At 34.7% G+C, this 24568-nt stretch carries 25 protein-coding genes and 1 other annotated feature; of the genes, 9 read left to right on the plus strand and 16 right to left on the minus strand.

What is annotated here, in order from left to right; genetic code table 11:
- Window positions 1–692: 692 nt before the first annotated feature.
- The 8 genes from PRVXH_RS07940 to PRVXH_RS07975 all read right to left on the minus strand — a co-directional run bounded on the left by PRVXH_RS07940 (window position 693) and on the right by PRVXH_RS07975 (window position 7873).
- Entirely contained in the window at window positions 693–1007 is a 315-nt protein-coding gene (locus tag PRVXH_RS07940; protein WP_353892253.1) for a signal peptidase II, read from the minus strand.
- Between the two features lie 358 nt (window positions 1008–1365).
- Complete coding sequence (locus tag PRVXH_RS07945) at window positions 1366–1851, minus strand: hypothetical protein (protein WP_353892254.1); 486 nt, start codon at window positions 1849–1851, stop codon at window positions 1366–1368.
- A 118-nt stretch (window positions 1852–1969) separates the two neighbouring features.
- On the minus strand, window positions 1970–2800 hold the full coding sequence (locus PRVXH_RS07950) for a tyrosine-type recombinase/integrase (RefSeq protein ID WP_353892255.1): 831 nt from the start codon (window positions 2798–2800) through the stop codon (window positions 1970–1972).
- Window positions 2801–2811: 11 nt separating this feature from the next.
- A complete protein-coding gene (locus PRVXH_RS07955) occupies window positions 2812–3699 on the minus strand; it encodes a tyrosine-type recombinase/integrase (protein WP_353892256.1) in 888 nt (295 codons plus the stop codon).
- Window positions 3700–3712: 13 nt separating this feature from the next.
- On the minus strand, window positions 3713–4561 hold the full coding sequence (locus PRVXH_RS07960) for a tyrosine-type recombinase/integrase (protein ID WP_353892257.1): 849 nt from the start codon (window positions 4559–4561) through the stop codon (window positions 3713–3715).
- Window positions 4562–4563: 2 nt separating this feature from the next.
- Entirely contained in the window at window positions 4564–5445 is an 882-nt protein-coding gene (locus tag PRVXH_RS07965; RefSeq protein WP_353892258.1) for a tyrosine-type recombinase/integrase, read from the minus strand.
- A 376-nt stretch (window positions 5446–5821) separates the two neighbouring features.
- A complete protein-coding gene (locus PRVXH_RS07970; protein ID WP_353892259.1) occupies window positions 5822–6844 on the minus strand; it encodes a DUF4238 domain-containing protein in 1023 nt (340 codons plus the stop codon).
- 60 nt (window positions 6845–6904) lie between these two features.
- On the minus strand, window positions 6905–7873 hold the full coding sequence (locus PRVXH_RS07975) for a hypothetical protein (protein WP_353892260.1): 969 nt from the start codon (window positions 7871–7873) through the stop codon (window positions 6905–6907).
- A gap of 166 nt (window positions 7874–8039) precedes the next feature.
- Between PRVXH_RS07975 and PRVXH_RS07980 the strand changes: the two genes are divergently transcribed.
- Window positions 8040–8351, plus strand: a complete 312-nt coding sequence (locus PRVXH_RS07980; RefSeq protein ID WP_353892261.1) for a hypothetical protein — start codon at window positions 8040–8042, stop codon at window positions 8349–8351.
- 80 nt (window positions 8352–8431) lie between these two features.
- Here the strand turns inward: PRVXH_RS07980 and PRVXH_RS07985 are convergent, their stop codons facing one another.
- From PRVXH_RS07985 to PRVXH_RS08000, 4 genes are all read right to left on the minus strand, one after another.
- Complete coding sequence (locus PRVXH_RS07985; protein WP_353892262.1) at window positions 8432–9028, minus strand: hypothetical protein; 597 nt, start codon at window positions 9026–9028, stop codon at window positions 8432–8434.
- 150 nt (window positions 9029–9178) lie between these two features.
- A complete protein-coding gene (locus PRVXH_RS07990) occupies window positions 9179–9397 on the minus strand; it encodes a hypothetical protein (protein WP_353892263.1) in 219 nt (72 codons plus the stop codon).
- A 38-nt stretch (window positions 9398–9435) separates the two neighbouring features.
- Window positions 9436–9786 (minus strand): hypothetical protein, encoded by a 351-nt coding sequence (locus PRVXH_RS07995; RefSeq protein ID WP_353892264.1) that lies wholly within the window; start codon window positions 9784–9786, stop codon window positions 9436–9438.
- Window positions 9787–9968: 182 nt separating this feature from the next.
- A complete protein-coding gene (locus tag PRVXH_RS08000) occupies window positions 9969–10649 on the minus strand; it encodes a ferritin-like domain-containing protein (protein ID WP_353892265.1) in 681 nt (226 codons plus the stop codon).
- Between the two features lie 153 nt (window positions 10650–10802).
- On the opposite strand from PRVXH_RS08000, the gene PRVXH_RS08005 reads away from it, so the two are divergent.
- On the plus strand, window positions 10803–11831 hold the full coding sequence (locus tag PRVXH_RS08005; protein ID WP_353892266.1) for a tetraprenyl-beta-curcumene synthase family protein: 1029 nt from the start codon (window positions 10803–10805) through the stop codon (window positions 11829–11831).
- Window positions 11832–11957: 126 nt separating this feature from the next.
- Here PRVXH_RS08005 and PRVXH_RS08010 read toward each other — a convergent pair whose 3' ends face one another.
- The 3 genes from PRVXH_RS08010 to PRVXH_RS08020 are packed head-to-tail and all read right to left on the minus strand — an operon-like array spanning window position 11958 to window position 13894.
- The gene (locus PRVXH_RS08010) at window positions 11958–12926 is read right to left on the minus strand and encodes a polyprenyl synthetase family protein (protein WP_353892267.1); all 969 of its coding nucleotides are present in this window, start codon (window positions 12924–12926) and stop codon (window positions 11958–11960) included.
- A gap of 56 nt (window positions 12927–12982) precedes the next feature.
- Window positions 12983–13690 (minus strand): class I SAM-dependent methyltransferase, encoded by a 708-nt coding sequence (locus tag PRVXH_RS08015; RefSeq protein WP_353892268.1) that lies wholly within the window; start codon window positions 13688–13690, stop codon window positions 12983–12985.
- A gap of 12 nt (window positions 13691–13702) precedes the next feature.
- Window positions 13703–13894: a ferredoxin gene (locus PRVXH_RS08020; RefSeq protein ID WP_353892269.1), complete on the minus strand. Its 192-nt coding sequence runs from the start codon at window positions 13892–13894 to the stop codon at window positions 13703–13705.
- Between the two features lie 162 nt (window positions 13895–14056).
- Here PRVXH_RS08020 and PRVXH_RS08025 point away from each other — a divergent pair, with 162 nt between their 5' ends.
- Entirely contained in the window at window positions 14057–14881 is an 825-nt protein-coding gene (locus PRVXH_RS08025) for a hypothetical protein (RefSeq protein ID WP_353892270.1), read from the plus strand.
- 382 nt (window positions 14882–15263) lie between these two features.
- Here the strand turns inward: PRVXH_RS08025 and PRVXH_RS08030 are convergent, their stop codons facing one another.
- Window positions 15264–17267 carry a SpoIID/LytB domain-containing protein gene (locus tag PRVXH_RS08030; protein WP_353892271.1) on the minus strand — a complete coding sequence of 668 codons (2004 nt, stop codon included), beginning with the start codon at window positions 17265–17267 and terminating at the stop codon, window positions 15264–15266.
- 115 nt (window positions 17268–17382) lie between these two features.
- On the opposite strand from PRVXH_RS08030, the gene PRVXH_RS08035 reads away from it, so the two are divergent.
- The 6 genes from PRVXH_RS08035 to leuS all read left to right on the plus strand — a co-directional run bounded on the left by PRVXH_RS08035 (window position 17383) and on the right by leuS (window position 24500).
- A complete protein-coding gene (locus PRVXH_RS08035) occupies window positions 17383–18327 on the plus strand; it encodes a TIGR01212 family radical SAM protein (RefSeq protein WP_353892272.1) in 945 nt (314 codons plus the stop codon).
- 79 nt (window positions 18328–18406) lie between these two features.
- Entirely contained in the window at window positions 18407–18784 is a 378-nt protein-coding gene (locus tag PRVXH_RS08040; protein ID WP_353892273.1) for a DUF1622 domain-containing protein, read from the plus strand.
- Window positions 18785–18830: 46 nt separating this feature from the next.
- The gene (locus tag PRVXH_RS08045) at window positions 18831–19364 is read left to right on the plus strand and encodes an NUDIX hydrolase (protein ID WP_353892274.1); all 534 of its coding nucleotides are present in this window, start codon (window positions 18831–18833) and stop codon (window positions 19362–19364) included.
- 106 nt (window positions 19365–19470) lie between these two features.
- Window positions 19471–21297: a translational GTPase TypA gene (gene typA / locus PRVXH_RS08050; protein ID WP_353892275.1), complete on the plus strand. Its 1827-nt coding sequence runs from the start codon at window positions 19471–19473 to the stop codon at window positions 21295–21297.
- Window positions 21273–21752 (plus strand): SprT family protein, encoded by a 480-nt coding sequence (locus tag PRVXH_RS08055; RefSeq protein WP_353892276.1) that lies wholly within the window; start codon window positions 21273–21275, stop codon window positions 21750–21752. Before typA ends, PRVXH_RS08055 begins: the two co-directional genes overlap by 25 nt.
- 42 nt (window positions 21753–21794) lie before the next feature.
- Window positions 21795–22011, plus strand: a binding site (T-box leader).
- 47 nt (window positions 22012–22058) lie between these two features.
- Window positions 22059–24500 carry a leucine--tRNA ligase gene (gene leuS, locus PRVXH_RS08060; protein WP_353892277.1) on the plus strand — a complete coding sequence of 814 codons (2442 nt, stop codon included), beginning with the start codon at window positions 22059–22061 and terminating at the stop codon, window positions 24498–24500.
- Window positions 24501–24568: the final 68 nt, after the last annotated feature.

A 24568-nucleotide genomic window follows, 5' to 3' on the forward strand; every position in this document is an offset into this window, starting at 1 on the left:
GTAGTTCGTTCGATAGGTTTTACCCTTAGGCTTACTGAAGGGTTTGTCATTTACTGGCAGGGCGTATTGTAGCAGTAGTAAGAGGTGGGAAGTCAGAAGTTGGAATCAACTTTGGTAACCATATAAGGAGACCCAAATGGCTAGACTGCTTAGAAGTGCCTAGATTCTAGGCGCAGTTGATGGACCAGGGCGGGAGCGTATCTTCTAATACGTGACTGGCCTGGGCTAGCAATTGCAACAACGAAGATGGGTGCTGATAAGCTGTCTGCAGCAGAGGAACTCCGTAGCCCAGAGGTAAATGACAAACCCTGAACTGACCTGAGCCTGGTTTTGAGAGCAATTGGCCGCGAAAACGTATAAATTAGCTACATGCTGGGTCTGAAACTCACTCCAAATTTGCTTATTCTGCTTGGTCATAGATACAGTAGTTCGTTCGGTAGCTTTACAAATAATGGCTGTCTTAAATTATCTTTTAGATAATTTAAGACAGCCATTATTGCCCTTAACTTCCTTTTAAAAATTGCACAAAATCCAAAGCAACTTTCTTTTCGCTTACGTTGTTAACAAACTTCCAGTTCTTAATAATAAAAAACCAAAACAACACCTGAAATGTAGTTAAGTAGACATCCTTTAGATCAAAAACAAAAAATCCCCGTAAACCTATATAGTCTAAGCTACCTCCCCATAGCACTCTATCTAAAAGAGAGCATAAATATCTCCAGTAGCCTTGTTTCAATCTTATTTCCTTTTCTATTATAAGCATATCTAAAAAGTAAAATAGCTAGCACTAATATTGCTGATGTCAGGATTATATGAAAAGCCTTCGTATTTTCAATACCTAGCATAGAATTATACCACGAGTAGTATGTGTTGTGGGTGGGCCTAAAATAGATAAAGTCCCCTATAAGATTGACATCAGATCCCCGGTAATTTCTAACTATAAGCTTAACAACTTGATCTACCGCTACCAGCGCTGCAATAAGTAAATATCTAAAATTCGATTTCATAGTTTCCTCCATCTTTTAAATATATCTTATACTATACTAAAACAATTAGGTAGTTTCAATATCTTATCTTGGTATAGTTTAGCACATATCAAAAGTTCCTGCCCCTTTCTAGCACCTATCTTTTCCTCCTTACCGCAGTCAAAAGATACCGGTATGTTTTTTGTCGTTAGCAAAAATCATAGCTAGCAAATTAGACAGTGGTAAGCCCCACTTTAAATGGTTATCATTAATTATTTTAAACACACGAGGAAAAGTATGGAGCTTTTCTTGGTAAAGAGACTTCTTAAATAGAAATGTGAAGTGATGTAGGACTAAACCGCAGTAGAGCAGCATAGTTTGTGCTTTGCTTACTGTCGTTTCATTCCACCACATAGTCCAAAATATTTGCATCCTCATGGGGCACTCCAAGATTAAACGAGTTTCTCAGCCATGAAAACCTAGGAGCTCCTTTGATTTTTGAGGCGACATATCCATGGTTAATTTTAGATAACGACCTATGGTTTCCATCTTCAACAGCTACCTTATAAATCTGCTGTGAAAATAAAATCTCACCTTCTAGATAAAAGTTTATTTTAAAATACTCTTCTTGCAATAAATCCTCTAAACTGTCCGAAGATGATATGCCATTTAGGCCAAAATTATCTATTATCTGGGCAACTAACTCCTCCTCTTCAATTATATAATCTTGACCATCTAATTCTAGAATCTCTATTTTTTCAACTTTATGCTGATTATCTATAATGTCTACAACCATCATATTAGCCCTTTCCCCAGGAATGTTATAAACTGCTATTGCTGCAAATATTACTAATGCTAAAATTATGATTTTCTTTTTTCTACTCAACATATACCCTCCTTTTATACACATTTAATATATACAGTAAATTTTTACACACAAAATGATACCTATAAGACCCTTAATTTCGTTTATATTAAAATCTATGCAAAACCTTATTCCTATTTTACATAAACTGATCATATGTATTTTTTATGGCTTCATTATAAAGTTTAGCATAAGTTGATGTTGTCTCTATATCATCATGTCCTAAAAGAATTCGAATATCTTCAAGGGGAGCGCCTTGTTGAGCCATGTGAACAACAAAGGTATACCTTAAAATGCGAGGATTTACTAAAAATCCAAGTTCTTTAGAGTAGTCTGCAAGGTAACGCTGGACAGTACGCTTACTAATCTTACTTTTTCTATCACTTAAAAAAACATATTCACTTTTTTCTTTAGTTTCTTTTATGTGTTTTTTTAGCCATAGAGCGCATTCTTCTCTAAAGTAAACTGTACGTTCTTTTTTTCCTTTACCTTCTGGTATTTTAATTTGTTTTTGTTTCCAGTTTATATCCTTGTGTTTTATATTTACAAGCTCGCTTGGTCTAACTCCAGTTGCGTAAAGGATTTCAATTATAGCTCTTTTTTTAGTATCTTTAACTATCTCTCTTAATTTTAAAACTTCCAAATCTGTTAAATAGCTTGGGTAAGTATCTGGTATTTTAGGTTTATCTATTCCTTTTGTGGGATCTTTTTTTATTAGTTCATCTTCTAGTAAAAAGTTAAAAAATGATCTAAGCGCAATTAACTCTTTTGCACGTGTGGCAGGGCTTAACCCTTTTTTGTTTAGGTAAAGCATGTAATTTTCTATATCTTTTTGAGTTATTTTGTCATAGTCTTTTTTATAAAAAGAGAAAAACTTGTTAACCACAAATTTGTACGTTTTTATAGTTTGTTTAGAAAACCTAAGATTATGCTCTTTAAAGTATCTATTTACTTCTTCGGCATTTTTCATCTTTTTTCCTCCTACTCCATACACTTTCTGTAAAGTTTATCTAACCTTTTTATCCCGATTTTAGTGTAAATAAGAGTTGTACTAATACTTTTATGCCCTAAAAAATTTTTGATATAGTTTATAGGTGCTCCTTGCTCATATTGTGCCGTGGCTCGTGTATGCCGCAACATGTGAGGTGTTAGCTTTATACCTAGATCCTCAGAAATTTTTTTGAAAATATGACTTATTGCCCTTTTGGAGAGTCTTTTATTGCGGTTACTTAAAAAAAGAGGAGTGGGCTTTTTCTCAGTAGGATGATTTTTTAAATACTCGTCAAGTAAAAATTGGCAGGTTACGTCAAAGTTTGCCTTTCGCATTATATTTCCTTTACCTGTTATGGATATAGTTCTATTTTCTAAATCTATATCTTCAACATCTATTTTTTGTAGTTCCCCAACTCTGCATGCTGTAGCATAGGTAAGCTCAACCAAAAGTCGATCCCTTAAAGGTAGTGTTTGTATATAAACTCTTAGTTTAGCAAAGTTACTTTCTGTTATGGATCTTGGCAGAGCTTTTTTAAGTTTAGGTTTCCATCTTTTTTTAATGAGCTTTTTTTCTTTTTCTATATAACCTTTTTTTTGGCAATACTTAAAAAAGGCTGAAAGCGAAGATAACACCCCTGAAATGGTTGTATCTTTAAGCCCTTTTAAACCCGTATAAATATATTCCAATACATCTTCAGCGTCGAGCTCATTAATAGCTTTATCCACTGCACCAAAAAAATCTTCTAGGACATATGAGTATTTTAAAGTAGTTTGTTTAGACCTATTTCCACTATCTAAATACAAAAGATATTCATTTATAATTTCTCTAGTTTTTTTTGATACAATTTCATTTTCTACAAGCCTAATATTTTCCATGGGTTACACATCCTTATACATTAGTGTATTTTTCATGTTGCTTTTTCCTATCTTCTGCATTAAGCTCTGCATAATTGCTAGTTGTATTAATGTTTTCATGGCCTAATATTGTTTGAATAATAGGAATAGGAACATCTTTTGACTCTAAAGTTGCACCAAGGGTGTACCTTAGCATATGGGGTGTGACTTTAAAATCTAGTTTTTCTGAGTATTCTCTGCAGAGCTTATGGATATAGTCTGAAGAAAGTTTTTCTCCTTTTTTATTGCAAAAAAGATATTCACTTTCAACTTTTCTATTGTTTAAATACTTTCGTAACCAAGCTTCGCATTTTCTAGTAAATGGCACTTCCCTTTCTTTTTTTCCTTTACCTTTTCTTATAGCAATAACCTTTCTATCCCAGTCGATATCTTTATCTTTGGCAACTTTAATTTCTAAAGCTTCGGTTATGCGCGCTCCTGTAGCTCTTAAAGTTTCTATAAGAGCACGTAGTCTTAAGTCACCTTTTATAGTTTCTAGTAATCTAACAAGTTTTACATCGTCTAAGTAACCATGGGGATTTTTTTTAGCTTTAGGTCCATCGATGCCAATAGTAGGGTTAATGTAGTGATAATCATCTTCTACTAAGAACTCATAAAAGGATCTAACTGCAGTAAGTTTTAATCTTCTACTTTTCCCTGTAAGTCCTTCATCTTTTAAAAATATAAGCCAATCTTCAACATCTTCAGGTTGTACTTTATCAAATTCTTTTGGACAAAATGTGAAAAATTGATTTAGAGAAATTCTATAGCTTTTTTTAGTCGCTTCACTATAATAATTAAACTCTTTTAAAAAAAGGCTTATCATACTTTTAGTTTTTTTCAATTTTACCACCCCATTGCTCTGTTATATTCGTCGATCACATCATCTGTCAGTATCTTTGCATAAACTCTAGTGGTGTTTAAATCTTCATGGCCGAGCTGTTTGGAAATAAAATTAATTGATTTTCCTTTTGCTAACATATGGGTAGCATATGTATGCCTTAGAGTGTGAGGACTTATTGATTTATCCAAACTAGCACTTTTACCTAAATTACGTACGACTTTAAAGTAAATGTACTTAGAAGCTCTTTTTCCGTAGATATTTATAAATAAAGCTTCTTCATCGTCAGTTCTACTATTTAGGTATTCCTGCAATAAAAGTGCACATTTGGTTGAAAAGAACACTGTTCTTGTTTTATCACCTTTTCCTTCTATAATAGCTGAAGTATTTTTAATATCTATATCCTTTCTATTTAAATTTTGAGCTTCGAATTGTCTACAGCCTGACGATAACAAAAACTCAACTATTACCCGTTCTCTTAATGGCAACTTTTCTGCATGATAATTTATAGCTGCTAGCTCAGACCTAGTGAGGTATTTAATGATTCTGTCTTCTGTGGGAGGTAGCCAACGTTTTTTTATTAACCTCCTATCAACAAACCCTTTTGCTAAACAGAATTTAAAAAAACTACTTAAAATCCAAAACACACTGTGGAAGGTTGCAGCTTTTTTGTCGTCATAATTTATAGACAGCCAAATACGTACATGCTCTGGTCTTAATTTTTCAAGTGGCACACTTAAGTCACTTAAAAATCTCCCCAAGCATGCTTTGTATTTTTTAATCGTCAACTCTCCCTTATCATCAAGTTTTAATTTCCTTATAAAAAGATTTAAAACCTCAAGGTTACGTTCAGTATAATTTGGGATGATTTCACAACTTTTTTCCATTTTACCCTCCTTTTGATTTTAAGGATAGATTTTAATACTTGAATTTGTTTAGGGCACAGCAAACACACCCACTTGTTGCCTAGCTATGCAAAGTGGTTGCAAAGTCCTTTTATTCAATTGTTTAGTTGCTTGTTTAGCTTTGTAAAGTCCCCCCTTTAAACGACGAAAGGACCCCGTCTAAGCGACGGAAGGTCCTTTTTTCCCATAAAACAGACTTTGGGAAAAGAAAAATATCGTTATATTTATTTGTGAGTATTATAACCAGCGGTCAGAAGTTTATACATATTAACTTTAATGAACCTTTGATACTACAATTTCAGTTAAGTTTTGTTATGTAATGTAAATAACTGTTTTTATACCGTTAGTAAGCAGCCACTTAATTTAAATCATACATAAGGTTTTTTCTACTAAGCCCCATCATATTGTCAGGTAAGGGAACATTTATGTATTTCTTTTTAATACTTAAAAAACTAAAATTTAGATTTTTATAAATACTACCAGAAGTAAAATGAACTAGCTCATTTCCATTTTCTTGCTTGTAAGTCCTCAAGTTATCTTCCAAACTTCGCTCTGTTCTACTTTTTACAATCTCTCTAATATAAGACTCTTTTGTATCACGAGTGAAAAATAGTTTATTATATGCATTTTCAACTGCTAATTTATTTAATGCTGAAACTTCTTTTTTTGATTTAATATTATATATCGGTGTATTACCTAAAAAATCATACACATACGGATCAAAGAGACATAGTACATAATTGCAGCTTAACGGCATAAAAATTTGGATTCCAGCGTTTTCTAGTCCATAGCCAATTCTATAGTTTCTGGATACGTATAGTTTATTGTAAAATATAACTGGGTGATCACAGGTTATAAACTGATGATGATTTGTTTTGTTACATAATAAAATCATCCCTAAGTCCCTAAGTTGCTTTGCCTCTTTTAACGCGATGTCGATGGGTACCTTACTTGGAACTTCTTTAAATTCCTTAAAGTCACTTTTTTTAATATTACCATTGTTGAGTCCCTCATCTGGAACCATCTTTTCCATGAACTCATATAAGTATTTATGTCTATCCGAAATTTTTTTTGTCCTGTAATGAGAAACTGCAATAAACTCTAAGAAGCTGTTATAGTCTTCTCTAGTTAAATAATAAAGTTCCTTTGATGAAAGAAGTTTGCGAATTATTCGTGCCCATATACTCTCAAGCTTACCCAATCTACCCTCAAGCTCCCCATTTTTTCCATAAAGATATCTACTATACGCCACACTCTTTATCGAAGCGTTTGTTACATGTTTTTTTGAATCTAACATAAACATGCCAATATTTTTTCTATTGTGCGAGTAATTTCTTAAATAAAACTGAGGTACATAGTGTTGCTTTTTAACCTTCCCCATTGCAGTCCCTTCTCCCCCATAATTTCTGTTCGTTAATCTTGCCATAAAGCAACAGAATAATCATCCAATATTCTCTATATTTTTTCTTATTTGTTTCTTTTGTAATATTGCGTTTTTAATGCATATAAACTTCATATCTGATAAGTAATCCACGGTTCCATCATAGATCTTCAGTAGATCTCTACCAACGGGATTTAAAACTCCTCTATGTAGATGATATCGACCACTTTCTGCGTAATCTCCCGCTATGTTAGAGACCAAGCCATAAATCCACATTCTTGTATCAGTGCCATTGTTTATCATATCAATATACTCTGAAAGTCTCTCCCTAATTAAATCGTCAACTTGATTGTTAACCAGTTCAAAAGCATAACTGTATTCGCTAAACCTTTCTTTTATTTCATCAAGTATCTTTATGGCTTTATGAATATGATGGGGGTAGTTAATCAATTTATATATGATGGTTTTAACTTCTCTTTGCTCTTCATTTTCCTCTAGATAGGCTCGTTGCAAATAACTTAATGACCCTAATTGTTCTACTTTACTCTTTTCTATATGCCGCTTAAACTCATTTTTATAGCTGTCAATATATTTTTGGTCGTCAAATAAAACTGCACATAGTATAGCACCTTTATACGACTGTATAATGAAAGGGTCACATATTAAGCTAGATCTAAAACTTACCTCTGCTACTGCCAACTTTTCTCTATTATCTCTTTTTAGTAAGTCAGAGAGTTTGATACTGTTTAAAATATCTTCACCTAACCTAAACAAAGTTAAACCAAACATCGAAAGTATCATTTTCACATCTTTTTCACTTTCACTTATAGCAACAAAATTGTTCTCTACTAGCTCATAAAAGTCTGATAATAAAAGAAAATCCTTTACCTTTGCAACATCATGATTACAATTACAAAAAATTTCATTGAAAACATACAAATTAACTTCTTTCCATTTCTCATGCTTCATAAGCAAAGGCATAAGATCATCTATGGTCTCAATTTTTGTTTCTTCCCAAGCTACCTCCATACTCTATCCCTCCTCTACCTGACTTCCCATACATCTCTTGTTTTACAAACTATATTCATATCTTTTAAAAATATCAAAAATCTGCATACATTCATAAGTTATTTAAAGTTATTAAGCGCTTCAGGCAAGCATATAAATATATCAAAACCTTAAGGAGGTTCCTATTTTGTTGAATGTATATTATCAAGGTGAACAAATGCAGTGTGAAACGCTATTATCCACGGATAATGATTTAAGAAAAGTGTTAAACATCCTTCAAAATGTGAATGATAAAAAACAACCTATTAACCTACATGAAATTGGAGCAACTATATTTGATATAGCATCAAGCTATTCATGTATACATGGTATGGACAGTGTACAAAAGCAAGCTTTAGCTAATTTGGGTTATATCTTATTCACCCGTAATGAGAATACAGTTAGTAGAGAGCACTTATATGAGAAGATATTTTTGACTTTCTTTGAGATTGTTGAATAGTCTTACCAAACGTAAGGCCAATCGCTAACTGTAGACCTTCTCAAGGTCTTAATGTGAATAACCCTTTTATTACTCTTTTTTTAATTACAATCACATTTACTTTCATACTTAAATACTTTCTCATAATACCTATACTTTCTCCTAATTCCTGCATTCTTTATCTTTCTAACCGAAGGTATTGCCACTTTAAAAGAAACGAGAATTTCACTCTTTTTAGCTTCAGGCACAAATGCTATATCAAGATGTGTGAAAGTATTTGCCTTAAAGGTTCCGTAACTGGAATTTGGGTAATTTAATTTTGCTATAGCGCCATCATGTTCAAAGTAAAGATCCTCTACTTTTGAATCATATAGTTTAAATGAGTTTTTATGTAAATAAGGTAAACGTTCATAATTAGAAGAATTACTTTTTTCTATAACTCTTAAATCAAAATATCCTATATCGTTTGGCGAAGGGTTAACTATTTTAATAATACAAGCTTTGCCTTTAAATAAAACTTTCGGTCTTTTACATATAAACTCATTATGGTTTTCATATGCGTTTCCTACATTTATCAATTTGTCTTCTATGCAAACTTCCAACCTTTTTTTTACTTGTTTATAATTAGCAAATGACAATGCTAGGGCTAAAAAAGAAATTATTACAGGTATTAAGAACTTTAATACTTCCCAGTTCATTAACGAATCACCTACTTGCCTATGATTTAATCATACTTAGTTTCAGTAGTTAGCCGGAGTGCTGCTCCGGCTAACTCTAATCTTCTTCGAGTCATATACCAATAACATTATTCGCCTGTGGCTTACTCCATCTTCAAAACTCTTATGATGCTATCCTTCTAATATAGAATTCAATTTATTTTTAATAGTAGCTTCTTCAAATGTATCAAGTTTATCTAATGCTTCATGTATTATAACTTTTATATCCTCAAAGTTATCATGCAGCCTTGCTTTTTTAACTAGTGGTAATAATTCTTTATCTAAATCAATTTCTTTATATTGTCCTGACAACTCTTTCTGATCTTTAGCTTTGTACAAAACAGCTAGCATAGCATGGAACAACGCATCTCTATACTTCTTTTCTTTATTTACTGCTTTCGCCTCAAGTCGCTAATTTTGCTGATATCCTGAGGCCTTTTCAGAGCCACATCATTTAATAGTCTCCATGCGTCATCATTTTTTTTTATTTTAAGTAACAGTGTATGCAATTTTTTATAATGATTAAAACTAGCGTTAAGATTGGGTTCTGCTAGAGCTTGCTGTCGCAACTTTATTGCATTTTCATATTCTTCTGCTTTCTCTAAGCGCTCTGATTCTACCAGCAACTCAAGTGCTTCGCCACCAGCTTCTATTCCCGAGTGTTTTTTTGCTAATATGTCCGTATCTTTAGCTGACCTGTCTGACTTGTTGCTCTTAAACAGTTTACTTAATATACTCAATAACATCGCCTCCTCAAAAGAATTCTATTTAATGATTCATTCTAGATAACTGTAAGATAACCTTTAAGATATTTCAAAAAATTGTATAAATTCGATAACACAAAAAGGACACTTCCCTATATTGGGATATGTCCTTTTTGTGTTCTATTTTTTCCTATCTTCTATCATCTATCTCCTACCACCTAATGCATCTGATCATATCCCGGAGCGTTATCCGCCTTACGATGGCTCATGCCATCTTGGGCTTCTACGTGGTGCTGTAGTCCTCTGTTTAAACTATCGTCTTCTAGGCAGCTGTAAAGGTGGTATGCTAGGTCTTCTCTGGTTAGTAGCACTTCTTCTAGGACTTCTACTGTTCCAAAGTCTTTTAGCTGATGTGCTCTGTCTATTTGTTGCCTAAGCTTGTTTTGCATGTTAATTTCATGTTCTAAGTCGTTTCTTAACATATCTCGCATGGAAAACCTTCCTTCAGCTTCGTGCTTAATATAGGAAAGCTGGTGTTGTGCTTCTGGGTGCCCTGTTGGTAATCCACCTAGTCTTGCTATACGCTCTCCTATTTTATCTATATGCTCTACTGTTTTTTCAACATGCTCTTCTAGTAGGTGGTGTAATGACAGAAATGATTCTGGTCCTTCTGTTAGCCAATGATGTTTGTTGTATTGGTGAAGGGCGACGTGTAGTGCACAGTTGTGCTCATCTAGCATTTGCGCCATTTCTAGTCTTGTGTCGTGATCTAATGATATACCTGAGCCTTTTACAGTTTGGGGCTCCTGTCTTTTTACCATTTTATGGTCAGGGGTGGTTCCAGATAAATTTGGTGCGTTTGGGTTGGTATCAAGTTGATTGTTGGTTTGTTTGTGCATCCTTGTTTCCTCCTTTTGATTAATGCTACTAAAGGTTTCTTTTTTATTTTTTGTTTTGTCAATTTTAATATGTTGGTATTTAACTGTAGTTATGGTAAATCAATAGCTTAATGGTAATAATATCATTATTAAAGGAAAAAGGAGTTTTTTTATATGCTGCCTTACATAACATTAAGTAGATTTGTATTTACCGTTTTTCCCAAAGTAAAAAACCAACTTGAAACTTATAAAGATTTTCTTAAAAATTGTCCCTCGCCAGAACTAAAAAAACAGGCGCTAAGAAGCATTGAAGACAAAGAGTTTCACTGTCTAGGTGGTAATATCTATAGCGTCAGAAACTATAAGTTAATCCCTTTTATTACTGCTTTTCAAACAATTTCCGACTATCTAGATAACCTTTGCGACCGCAATAACGTAACAGATGAAGAAGCTTTTAGAAAGTTACATAATGCTATGTTGGAGGTTTTCGATAAACAAACGTCTCATAACTTTTATGAAAAGTATCCCCAAAAAAGTGATGGTGGATATCTTGATTACCTAGTAGATGAATGCATGAAAGCCGGTAGCACCTTGCCATCTTTTTCAAAAGTAAAAAAAGACTGCTATGAGTTAACTACTTTATATGTTGACCTCCAGTCATTAAAGCACTTAGACCCTAATATTAGAAAGCAGCGACTTATAGATTGGCATAGCAACCAAAGCGATGCCAACAACCTTTTTTGGTGGGAATTTGCAGCATCTACAGGTTCAACTTTGACAACTTTTGCTTTGATGTTATCTGCTTCTTCAAAAGACTTATCTTCTAGCGAAATCAAAGCTGTTAAAGAAGCTTACTTTCCTTGGATATCAGGTCTTCATATTTTGCTAGATTATTTTGTAGATCAACAAGAGGATAAAGAAGAAGGCGACTTAAATTTTGTCAGTTTTTACCCTACTGAAGAAAAGCTTTTTGATCGTATGAAGTTTTTTATAAAGAAAAGTATGGAGTCCGCCTATTCACTTAAAAACAGTGAGTTTCATACTCTTGTTGTTCGAGGATTATTGGCTATGTATCTTTCGGACCCTAAAATAGAAAAGCAGAATTTAAAATCCCTATCTAATGAGTTTTTATCGTTGGCAGGACAAGATGCCCACAGTCTCCATAAATTTTGCGTCAGATTAAGAAAACACGGTAAAATATAAAGTGAAACTAGCAATCGGTAAGGGCCCTTAATTACAATCTTGACTCTTTTGCCATCTTTCAAACTGGAGGTCTAACAGCCAGTTAACCTGATACAAAAATAGTTCCCCTCTGCATGGGGAACTATTTTACTTTTCTCTTTTTAGAGTCATTTCAGCAATGTTTTTTAAAATTTCTTTTTGTGTATCGCTTTTAATTATTTCAATGCTTTTAAGACAATTATCAATATGCCCTCTTGCCACGTTTTGGCAGTACTCAATTACATTGGCTTTTACCACTAACTGTGAAACCACTGAAAAATCAATTCTGCTTTCTATCTGAAGGGTCTTTATCACCTCTAGCTCTTGATCTTTTTCAAGTAAGTTTATAATCGGCAGCGTAATATTGCCTTCTTTTAAATCTTGGAATTTAGGTTTTCCTAATTCATTACTACACCCAACCACATCTAATAAGTCATCTATCACCTGAAAAGAGTATCCAAGTTCTAAGCCATAGGTTTCTAAGGCTGTTAGTTCGATATCACTAACCCCTGCTAATTGACCTCCACTTTTACAACATGCCGCTAGTAAGGTCGCAGTTTTTCCAAAAATTTCTCTATAGTATTGCTCATAACTCTTATTTAAATTATTTCTATTACTTAACTGCTCTATTTCTCCTACACTCATTGCAGTAATAGCCTTTGTAAAAGTTGCTAAGACTTCTTTATGTTGGTAAATCGAAAGAATTTCAAAGGCTTTAGCAAACAAAAAGTCCCCTACTAGTACTGCTATACCATCAGACCACTTACTGTTTATCGTACTAGCTCCTCGTCTCATCTTAGAGCTATCCACTATATCATCATGTATTAAGGAAGCGGTATGAATAAGTTCTGCTGCTACACCTACATCAACCGCTTCTTTTCTATTATCCGGTCCTGCTGATAGAATTACCAATAGAGGTCTTAGCCTCTTTCCTCCCCTTTTAATTAAATACTGGGCCAAATACTGAGATTTTTCACTTTCGGATTGTGTATATTCCAAAAGTCGAGCTTCCACTTCCGATAGCATATCCTCAATTACACTTTTACTCTTTAAGTCAGTTTCTAAGCTGTTAAGCATGTCTTCCCACCTTTTTATTATTTAGGATTAGCATCTCCTAATACCAGTGAGTTATTCTATTTGCTACAGCTTATAATCATGGGAAAACTAGTCAGTTCAAACGGGGCCTCGTTAAATGCCCCATAAACATTTATTTTACGATATTCTAGCTTCGACAACATTTCCATAATTTCTTTGGAAGTGATTGGATAAAGCCTAACGTTGTTGGTAAGTTGTTTTTCAGGCACTTGTAAAGTAGTTTCGAAGTTGATAAAGCCATCTGTTAAGGAGTAATTTCTGAAGAATTTCAAATCGTTATCGGGGTTTTTAATGGTGGGGAGTGAGTCAACATTTTCCTTTAATATCCGATCGTAATTAACTGTTTGAATTATTAGCTTGCCTTCAGGCTTTAGAAGTTTTTTTAACTTTGATAATAACATCTCTATTTGCTTTAAACCTAAAAAGTGGGGCAAAGTATTTCCTATACAATAAATAGTATTATACTGTTTGCTTTCATCAGCATTAAAGATATCTTCTTTGCTAAAATGTAGGTTCTCTAGTCCCTTTCCCTTTTGTTTAGCTTTTACTATCATTTCATCAGATAAGTCTATGCCCTTAACTGTATAACCGGATTTAGCTAGTGCAACAGCATAACCTCCTGTTGCACAGCCTACATCCAAAATATTACCACCTTTAGGAGTCCTGCTTTCTACAAACTGCAAAGTTAGGTCTTTTACCGGAAAAATATCATCGTAATATTTTGCGATTTCTTGATAAAACTTCAAATGATCACCTGCTTATTCCTCAATTTTTATTGCTTCCACAGGACAACTATCTGCTGCCTCTTTTACTGCTTCTTTATCTTGTTGGTTTACACTATCAACTATTACTTCTGCTATGTTCTCATTATTCATTTTAAAAACCTGAGGGCAGACGCCTTCACAAATCCCACACCCGATGCATTGATCTTTATCTACTTTTACTTTCATTATTTACCCTCCTTATTTTTTTATTCTTACTGACATTATAACTAACATAGATTTACTTGGCTGTGATACTGGTCAAATTTTACAATAGTACTTTAATTTTGTTGAAATTTGGCTAATTTTGTACTAAAATTAGATTAAAGGAATTTGGGGGAGGAAAATTTATTGGCTAAATTAGTACAAATATTAGTTTCTATTTTAGTTTTAATTATATTGAGTGGAGGAGCATTTGTTTATTTCACTAAGGACAGTCACGGCGAACTAGAATATAACAACAGCTTGCTTCATGAGAACCTCGAGTTCCAAAGAGGTTATAAATACATCGAAGAATCTCAATATGAAAAAGCGCTAAATTTCTATCAAAGAAGTTCTTTTGAAGATGGTTACTTAAATGATAAAGGAAGGCAATTGACATTAGTTCTAAGAAGACTCATCAACGCGGAAAAAGACTATACTTCCCAAAAGCAATTTTTAGACGAAGTTCAAATAGTAAAAAATGAAGTTTTTGAGCCAACTTTTAAAAAGCTAGAAGATATGTTTGATCTGTATAAAGTTTCAGAAAACATCATAAAAGAAGATATCTACAATATTGATACCAATGAAGCTTCCGAACTACTGAATTCGTGGGCAAGAAACAAAGATGATTATCTTCTTTTCATAGACGAACTTTCACAAAAAACTTTTCCTTATATGACAGATAGGCAACAAGAAAGCTTATACAAGGTAGCTGTATACTCTGTAACACCTGTTAGCATTTCCTACCGGCTTACACACACTGATGACGATATTGGGGAAGATGAGTTTAAGCTTGTAGAGAAAAGCTGGAACAACTGGGAACGTGAATATCAGGTGGTAAATGATTTCAAAACTTCTTTTTCAAACAGTTATGATTTGCTTAAAGAAGAAGTTGAGCAACTAAAACAAGGTTACAAAGGAATCGAAAGTCAGTTATATAGTCTTCTACCCAATTTATCTAAAACAGATCTATAAAGTTAACTTCATCTAGTAAGGCTAAAGACCAGTTAAAATGTGATAAATGTTGCCGGGACGTATCCTGGCCAAAGCAAATAAAAAAAGGTTCCAATCATCGACTTTTGATGATTGGAACCTTTTTTTTACTAAATAACTTAATTCTAGGTGTTGGATTTTTACTGACATTTACGAGCATGAGCATTGACCACTGTAAAACCAACACTTTTGGTAAAAAGGACGATGCTATATCTACTGTGGAAAGCTCATGCTATTTCTTATGTCAAAGCCTCATATTGCCTATTACATTGCAGTTAATCATATAAGATGGCTGGCGCAGAGGTCAACCACTACCTCTTCTATGGATGGGGTTTGGAAAAGATGACGTTTTACCCTCTTTGATTTAATAAAGTTTTATCAATTGCGAACCTGGATAGAAGTGCTCTAAAATTTGCTCATAACTATATCCTGCTTTTAGCATACCAACTACTCCATATTGACTCATGCCAGCTCCATGACCATTGCCGCCACCTCTTATTACATATCCATCTTCTATTGACGTAAAGTAGGCAAAAGAACTTGGCAAAATCGCATAATTAGCTCTTTTAGATCCATCATTTAGCTGCAGGTAGACATTATCTTCATAACAAACAGGAGTTATCACAAAGCGAATATTATATTCCTTAATAACTCTGTAAGTTCCATTTGCCCCTATAATATCTAAGGACATTATGTTTCCACCTTCACCTCTATCAACTACTTCAAATTTCTTTAGTTTCCCCAACGGATTTTTAGGAATATCTTTAGATATAAATTCGCCACCTTCTAAAGTTTTTACAAAATCAGGCTGGGCCTTATGCCTATCAGCCAAATTTCTTTCTATAGCGTTTTGAAGTTGCTTGTTTGTCATCTCTATTTCCCAACGATAAAATGGCGAAAGGCTGTCAAAACTATTTGGAGCTTTGTCAATAAATCTCTTAAACTTATCGTCCGACGATATATCCCATATTTCTTCAAGACCTTGACCCCTAGCTTGTAGATAAGGTATCGGATCTGAGGGGAATTTCCCAGTCACACCATCATGCCATACTTCATGTGCTGCTGCGGTATACCCAGAGGATGTTGAAAAAAACTTTGCTTCGATTGGTCTATCATTATAATGTAAAACCTCCCCCTTTGTGCTATAAACGACTTTTTCAATTTGGTTGCTACCGTCTATGTTATTGTATACTTGACTTAATACGCTGTCATCTACATGAGCTGATACATGTCCAAATGGTGCTGAATATATGTTTGACACAGCAAAGGTTCGAGCAGCTATCGCTTGAACAGCTAAAGCTTCCTCGCCAAAAGATATAGGCATTTCACTTAGTATTACACCAGATAGGTATTGTTCTAGTTTAAGTTGATTAATTAAAAGCAGACCCTTTTCTGATGGAAAAACCTCAAGGTGCCCATTATAGCTAACCCCTGAGCTTTGTCTTTCGATATTATTTAGGTAAAACTCTCCTAATTCACCGTTTGATAATAAAATTCGCTCACTAGTTGTAAGGTTTAAATCATGGCCGGTTACCTGTAACTTTTGTTGGTCATTATAGGCGATTTTTAAAGGAGTATTTGCTGGCACTGTATATTGCGCTCTAGACTCTGCCTTTTCAACCTTTATACTTTCATTGCTTCTAATTTTAACTACTCTATGATATATACCTTGAAAATTTGAGGTGTTTATAGCAACCCTTATAGTTTCTGGTGAAAACTTTTCTAAAGTAACTGCTGCCACTGCCAAACCATGATTTTTATAAATCTTGACATTTTGTTGGCCGATAAAAAGCCTGTTTTCTTGGCCATAGACATAAAAATCTGGAGCTAATTTTGTCTTATCTAGCCCCCTCCCATACACACTGGGAAAGGTATGGTATATATCATCCACAAGTACACTATCTAATTTATTTTCTGCAAATAGATATTCTTCATTGTAAGCAGCCTCATAAACTTCACCTGTTTTTATATTCCCAACTTTATTTATAGATAATTTTTCTTGTCCGTCATAAAATGTCTTATCTTCTGAATAAAATATGTACCCATGATTTATATCTTTGAGCTTAATAATGCTCTGTCCATTTACTTTCGTAAGCTTTAATGGGATTTCTTGCTCCCACTTTGGAGACTTTAGCTTAGCCTCCTTAAAAGAAAAGGGATGGTAGGTAACTTCTAGGTTTTCAAAGTTTTCGCCTCGGTGCAAAAATGTAAGTAAGTTATACTGTGGGTGCTTTTTATCAATATTTAAATTTGCTAGATCATCGACAAATTCTTGCATCTGATTTTTATACCACTGGCTGTAAAAAAACAACCCCATTACTGAAATAACTGCTACGATAAATACACTGTAGTATATTTTCTTTTTCAAGCTCTCCCCTCCTTTTGATATAATAGAAAAAATATGCCATAATGTTAATACAAACATATAATTCCATTATATTAGTAGTTTCTATAAAATGTCCATAGATTCGGAGGTTAAATATATGATTCTTTACAATAAATATTCAGATCACTTAAAACAAAAGTATGGAGAAAAAGTTTATAAATTGGCTATAAACCTCCCTCTTACTTGCCCAAACAGAGATGGTTTTTTAGGCACCGGTGGTTGCACCTTTTGTGATGAGGGTGGCGCAGGGTACGATACAGAATGTAAAGAGATTTCTGTAAAAGATCAACTAACTGATGTCAAAAGTAGAATCGAAAAGAAGTATAACGCTAAAAAGTTTATTGCCTACTACCAAAATTACTCAAATACCTATTTGCCGATGGATGATTTCAAAAACTATATATATGAAGGCGCAAAGTTCGGAGTAGTTGAAATTGCTGTTTCTACTAGGCCTGATTCTGTTACAAGGGAACATCTTGACTACCTACTAAAAATTTCTAAAGAGTTTAACATAAATATTTCCATTGAACTGGGATTACAGTCCGTAAACTATCACACTTTAAAGAAAGTACATCGAGGTCATTCTTTGGCAGAATACATAGATTGTATAAATCTTATTAAGAACTATCCCTTTGAGATATGCACCCACTTAATTCTCAACTTACCTTGGGACGATATCAGCGACTCTATCGAAGCTGCAAAAATAATATCCGCTTTAAAAACACACCAGGTAAAGCTTCACTCTCTTTTTATTGTAAAGGGAACTGTTATGGAAAAGCAATTTGAAAAAGGTGACTTTGAACTAATCAGTATGGAAGATTATATAGCAAGGGTTATTGCTTTTTTAGAGCACTTAGACCCAGATATAGCTATACAAAGATTGATAGGTCGAGCTCCTAAGGAAATAGCCCCCAACTCTAACTGGAGCACTAGTTGGTGGAAAGTTAAAGAAGCTATAGAGTGGGAAATGGAACAACGGAAAACCTACCAAGGTAGACTATTTAATTACACCGGTGGTAGCGCTTATAAAAAACGTTTTTAAAAAACAATAAAAACTTCGTTTAAAAACCCTCCTTTTTTCGCAACCTATTAAAAAGGAGGGGGTTAAAATAGATTGGTTTTTGGATACCACCCATAACATTATATTCTTTCTTTCAATACTACTAGAGTGGTTTGCTGCATTAGTGATCGTTGCAGTTTCTATTATTGTCCTAACTGGTTATATCTTTTCTTTGTTTAAACCTGCTGAAAAGTTAAGGTTAAGCTTAGCTAGAGGATTGGCTTTAGGACTTGAGTTTGCTTTAGCTGGAGAAATATTACGTACTATTTTAATTCGAGAACTAGAAGAATTATTTATACTAGGAGCAATCATTATTTTAAGGGCGGCGCTTAGCGTTCTCATACATTGGGAGATTAGTCATACCGTTAACTGTCTTCAAAGTGAATGCGAGATTCATGAAGAAGATAAAACAAAAAATAAAGCTAACCTTAACAGATGACCATAAAGTAGGCCATCTGTTTTTAAATTAGCCATGGAGGTATAGTATGAACTGGAAAACTGTTAGCAAAGAGTATATACACAAAAGCAATTTTTTAAACTTAATACTTGATACATCGATACATCCTACACTAGGCAAACATCAGTTTTATAGAATCAACCTTTCCAACTGGGTAAATGTTGTAGCCATAAACAAAGATGGAGACTTTATATTGGTTAAACAGTTTAGACACGGAACCAAAAAAATTACCTACGAGGTGCCCGCTGGAGCCATTGATAAAGGGGAAGAACCAAAGTCTGCTGCTATTCGTGAATTAACAGAGGAGACCGGCTATACGGGCAACCCTATCTATTTAGGTAAGGTAGAAGTTAACCCTGCAATTTTGAGTAATTATTGTTATTTTTACTTGGTTTTGGATTGCGAACTAGTATCAAAGCAATGTCTAGATGCTACCGAAGATATAAAAGTCTTACACCTAAAAAAGGAGCGGGTCAAGCAAATGTTAGCTAGCGAAGAAATAAACCACTCCCTAGTATCTTTAGCGCTTTATAAAGCTTTTGACTTTTTACAGAAAAAATAGCTTTTCTTTTATACCTAGTTTGTTATATAATATATAAATGACTGTAAATTTCTATGCAGAATGATTTCACTAGTCAGGATGCAACGTTCAGAAAGGGATGAACTAAATGGATATACAACAAAAACAGATACGCAATATAGCCATTGTTGCTCACGTTGACCATGGTAAAACTACACTAGTTGACGAGCTACTTAAGCAAAGTGGTGTGTATCACGAAAAACAGCAAGTAGAGGAAAGAGTTATGGACTCTAACGCCTTAGAAAGAGAACGGGGCATTACAATCTTGGCAAAAAATACGTCCGTTATGTATAAAGACATTAAGATAAATATAGTGGATACACCCGGGCATGCGGATTTTGGTGGTGAAGTAGAAAGAACTCTATCTATGGTTGATAACGTACTGTTGGTGGTGGATGCATTCGAAGGTCCTATGCCTCAAACTAGGTTTGTGCTAAAGAAGGCTTTAGAGCTTAAATTAAAACCTATCGTAGTGGTAAACAAAGCAGATAGACCTAACGCTCGCCCAGCAGAAGTTATAGACGAAGTACTTGACCTTTTTATCTCCCTAGATGCCGATGATGAGCAGCTAGAATTCCCTGTAATATATACAAGTGCTATCCAAGGATGGGCAAGTACTGTTCCCAATGAAAAAGGGGAAAATTTGTTACCCCTTTTTGAAATGATTGAGAGCATCTGCCTTCCTCCAACAGGGAACAAAGAAGTAACACAGATGATGGTAACAAATATTGAGTACAACGAATTTATCGGAAGAATCGCTATAGGTAAGCTTCAAAATGGCACTTTGGAAATTGGACAAAATGTTTCTGTTATCACTCCTCAAGGCGATACCACCACCCAAAAAATTGGTAAGATCTTCACCTTTGACGGCTTAAATAGAAGAGAAGTTTCTCAAGTCGACCACGGAGAAATTATTGCAATTAGCGGCCTGCAGCCTATAAACATTGGAGAAACAATTTCTTCTGTAGATAACCCTAAGCCGCTTCGAGCAATAAAAATCGATGAGCCTACTATAACAATGACTTTTGGAGCTAACACCAGTCCGTTTGCTGGCCTAGAAGGTGATTATGTTACCTCAAGGCATCTTAAAAGCAGACTGGAAAAGGAGCTTGAAACTAATGTTAGTTTGCATGTATCACAAACCGAGTCAAAAGATAAGTTTCTTGTAGCCGGTAGAGGCGAACTTCACCTATCAATCCTAATTGAAACTATGCGCCGGGAAGGCTATGAGTTTGAAGTTTCAAGACCTAAGGTAATTTTTAAGGAGATTGAGGGAAAACTGCATGAGCCTATCGAACGAGTATTTATTGAGGTCCCATCAGAGTTTAGCGGAGCAGTAATTGAGAAGTTAGGTGCTAAAAAGGCAGAGTTAGTTAAAATGGAAAACCCCAATCCTGACCAAACACGTCTGGAATTTCTCACTCCTGCTAGAAGCTTGATTGGTTTTAGGGCTGAGCTTTTAACGGATACAAAAGGTAATGGAATTATAAACCATACTTTCGAAGAATTCCAACCGTACAAGGGTGAAATCCCTGCAAAAAACAAGGGTTCTTTAATAGCTTCCGATACAGGTGAGGCTACGAATTATGGGTTATTTCACTGTCAAGAAAGAGGAACTCTATTTGTAGGCCCTCATACAAAGGTATATACAGGCATGGTAGTTGGTCAAAGTACAAGAAATGTGGATATAGATGTAAATGTATGTAAGAAAAAACAGGTCACAAATATGAGGGCTAGCGGCTCTGATGAAAACATCATCTTAACCCCTCCTACTATCTTAAGTCTAGAGCAATCCTTAGAGTTTATCGGAGACGATGAGTTGCTAGAAGTAACTCCTGACAATCTAAGAATACGCAAAGTTCAACTAGATAGCAAAAAAAGGATCAGGGAATGGAAAAGCAAGCAAGGGAAATAACAGATAGTGAGTTAACGGAGCTTACAAAAACTGTTTCAAAGCAGTTTTTTGAAACGTTACCTTCCATTACCACTACATTTAACCATAAGTGTTTAATCAATAATAGGCTACAAACTACAGCAGGCAGGTTTATAACCCCTTCTTGCAATATAGAGATCAATCCTAAGTATTACGCTAAATACGGTAAGAATAGCTTAGTCGATGTTATTAAGCATGAGCTAGTACATTATCACTTATACCGCTTAGGTGGTGGCTTTAAACATGGCGATAGTGATTTTAAAAAGCTATGTCAAATAGTTGGAGCCCCTAGATATTGTAAACCGCTGAAAAAGCCAAAGTTTACCTATATTTGTAAAAAGTGCAGCAACCAATTTTTACGGATGAGAAAAGTTGATGTCAAAAGGTACAGATGCGGTAGCTGTAAAGGCAAGCTATTACCGTATGATAAAATTTGACATTTTGGGAAAACTAGTCTATAATACTAAAATAAAAATATAGTTACGTCATGAAAAAGGAGTAGTAAAAGCACTTTGCCTTTCAGAGAGCCTTTGGTCGGTGTAAAAAGGTAGGCAAAACTTTGAACTCGCCTTTTTAGGATTAACAGCCCAACCTATTTTAAGCTGTTACGGGTGACACCGTTAACTGTTCTTAAGCGGAGTCTTAACTTAGACTCAAAAAGAGTGGTACCACGGAATTTAACCTTTCGTCTCTTATTTAGAGACGAAAGGTTTTTTTGTTAATATATTAAAGGAGTGTTGATAATGAGTAGTTACTCTACTAAGATTGATGAAAAGTGGCAAAAAAAATGGGATGAAACTGAGTTATACAAGTTTGACACCGACAACGTAGAGCAAAAACTTTATTGCCTTGAGATGTTTTCTTACCCTTCAGGGAGCAATCTTCATGCAGGACATTGGTACAACTATGGCTTAACTGATTCCTGGGCTCGATTTAAGAAACTTAAAGGACATGAGGTTTTCCAACCAATGGGATTTGATGCTTTTGGTTTACCTGCAGAAAATTATGCAATTAAGACCGGCATCCATCCTAAAGACTCAACAATGAATAACATCGATACCATGGAGAAGCAATTAAAAGCCATGGGAGCTATGTTTGATTGGGATTATAGCGTTGTAACCTGTGACCCTAAATATTATAGGTGGACTCAGTGGCTTTTTCTAAAGTTATATGAAAATGACTTGGCATTTCGTAAAAACGCTCAAGTAAACTGGTGCCCACAATGTAACACTGTACTTGCTAATGAGCAAGTTATCGAAGGCTTTTGTGAGCGTTGTGAAAATGAAGTTACTAAGAAAAAGCTGACGCAATGGTTCTTTAAAATAACAAAGTATGCCGAAGAGCTTTTAGAAGGCCATAAGGATATAGATTGGCCGGAAAAAACAAAAGCCATGCAAAAAAATTGGATAGGTAAGTCCATTGGATCAGAAATCACATTTAAGATAGTAGACAAAGATATTAACTTTACAGCATTTACCACTAGACCAGATACACTTTTCGGTGTTACTTATGCAGTGTTGGCCCCCGAAAATCCACTAGTAGATGAAATTACCACTAAAGAATACAGAGAACAAATGGATAGCTATATCGAGGAAACAAAAAAACGTAGCGAAATTGAGCGACAAGCATCAAACGATGAAAAAACAGGAGTGTTTACTGGAAGCTTTGCAATTAACCCGATAAATGGTGAAAAAATACCTGTCTGGGTAGCGGACTACGTATTATATTCTTATGGCACTGGAGCTGTAATGGCAGTACCCGGTCATGATGAAAGAGATTTTCAGTTCGCCACAAAATATGAGCTTCCTATAAAAAGGGTTATTGAAAGTTCAGATGATGACTCCCTTCCATTTACCGGAGAAGGTAAATTAGTCAATAGTGATGAGTTTGATGGTCTGAGCTGGCAGGATGGTAAAAAAGCCATAATCGATAAGCTTAATCAAAGTAAGTTAGGTAAAAACAAAGTCCAATACAAGCTTAGAGACTGGCTAGTTTCTCGTCAGCGTTATTGGGGTGCTCCAATTCCAATCATTTATTGTGATGACTGCGGTGTTGTTCCAGTTCCTGAAAAAGACTTGCCGGTAGAGCTTCCATATGATGTGGACTTTTCACCAGACGGTATCTCCCCCCTAAAAAAGCATGAAGACTTTATAAACACTCACTGTCCTAAGTGCGGAAAAGAAGCAAAGCGCGAAACAGATACTTTAGATACCTTTGTAGATTCAAGCTGGTATTTTTTAAGGTATCCAGATAACGAAAACACAGAGAAGCCGTTTGATAAAGAATGGATCGACAAAATGCTTCCCGTGGATAAATATGTAGGGGGTCCGGAGCATGCTTGTATGCACCTTCTTTATGCTCGCTTTATTTTTAAAGCCTTAAGAGATATGGGTTATGTTAGCAGTTCCGAACCATTTAAATCACTTATCCATCAGGGCATAATCTTAGGTCCAGACGGCAATAAAATGAGTAAATCAAAAGGAAATGTAATCTCACCTGACAGTTACATCGAGGAGTATGGGTCTGATGTGTTTAGATTATACCTCATGTTCGGCTTTGCTTATACCGAAGGAGGTCCGTGGGATGAAAATGGCATCAAACCTATAAAACGTTTTGTGGATAGAATTGAACGCATTATTTTAACATATTTACAAAACAGTTCTGACTCAGATGATAAACAAATGGGTAAAGAAGAAAAGGAACTTAATTACCTGCGTCATAATACAATCAAAAGCGTCGATAATGACACAGACAAATTCCAGTTTAATACCTCCATCGCCAGAATGATGGAATTACTCAACGGGTTGTTCAAATACATGGAAACAGACAAGTCTAAAAATCTAAAACTTGTTAGAGAAATTCTTGAAGATTTTGTTATCATCTTAGCTCCTCATGCCCCCCACTTTGCTGAAGAAATGTGGGAAAAATTAGGCATGGAGTATTCAGTCTTTAATCAACAGTTTCCTAAATATGATGAACGTGCCTTAGTGATGGATACTCAAGAGCTAGCAGTACAAATTAACGGAAAAGTACGGGGAAAAATTGAGGTAGAATCTGGTTCTTCTAACGAAGAAATAGAAAAGACTGCCCTTTCTAACGATAAAATTTCTGCCAATTTAGAGGGTAAAACCGTTAGAAAAGTGATAGTAATTAAAGGGCGAATTGTAAATATTGTAGCTTCTTAGTTATAAAAGACATCCTGCAACATTGTTTGCAAGATGTCTTTTTTTTAGGTAATATTATAGTAATTGCT

The organism is Proteinivorax hydrogeniformans, assembly GCF_040515995.1.
In the GTDB taxonomy this organism is placed as follows: domain Bacteria; phylum Bacillota; class Proteinivoracia; order Proteinivoracales; family Proteinivoracaceae; genus Proteinivorax; species Proteinivorax hydrogeniformans.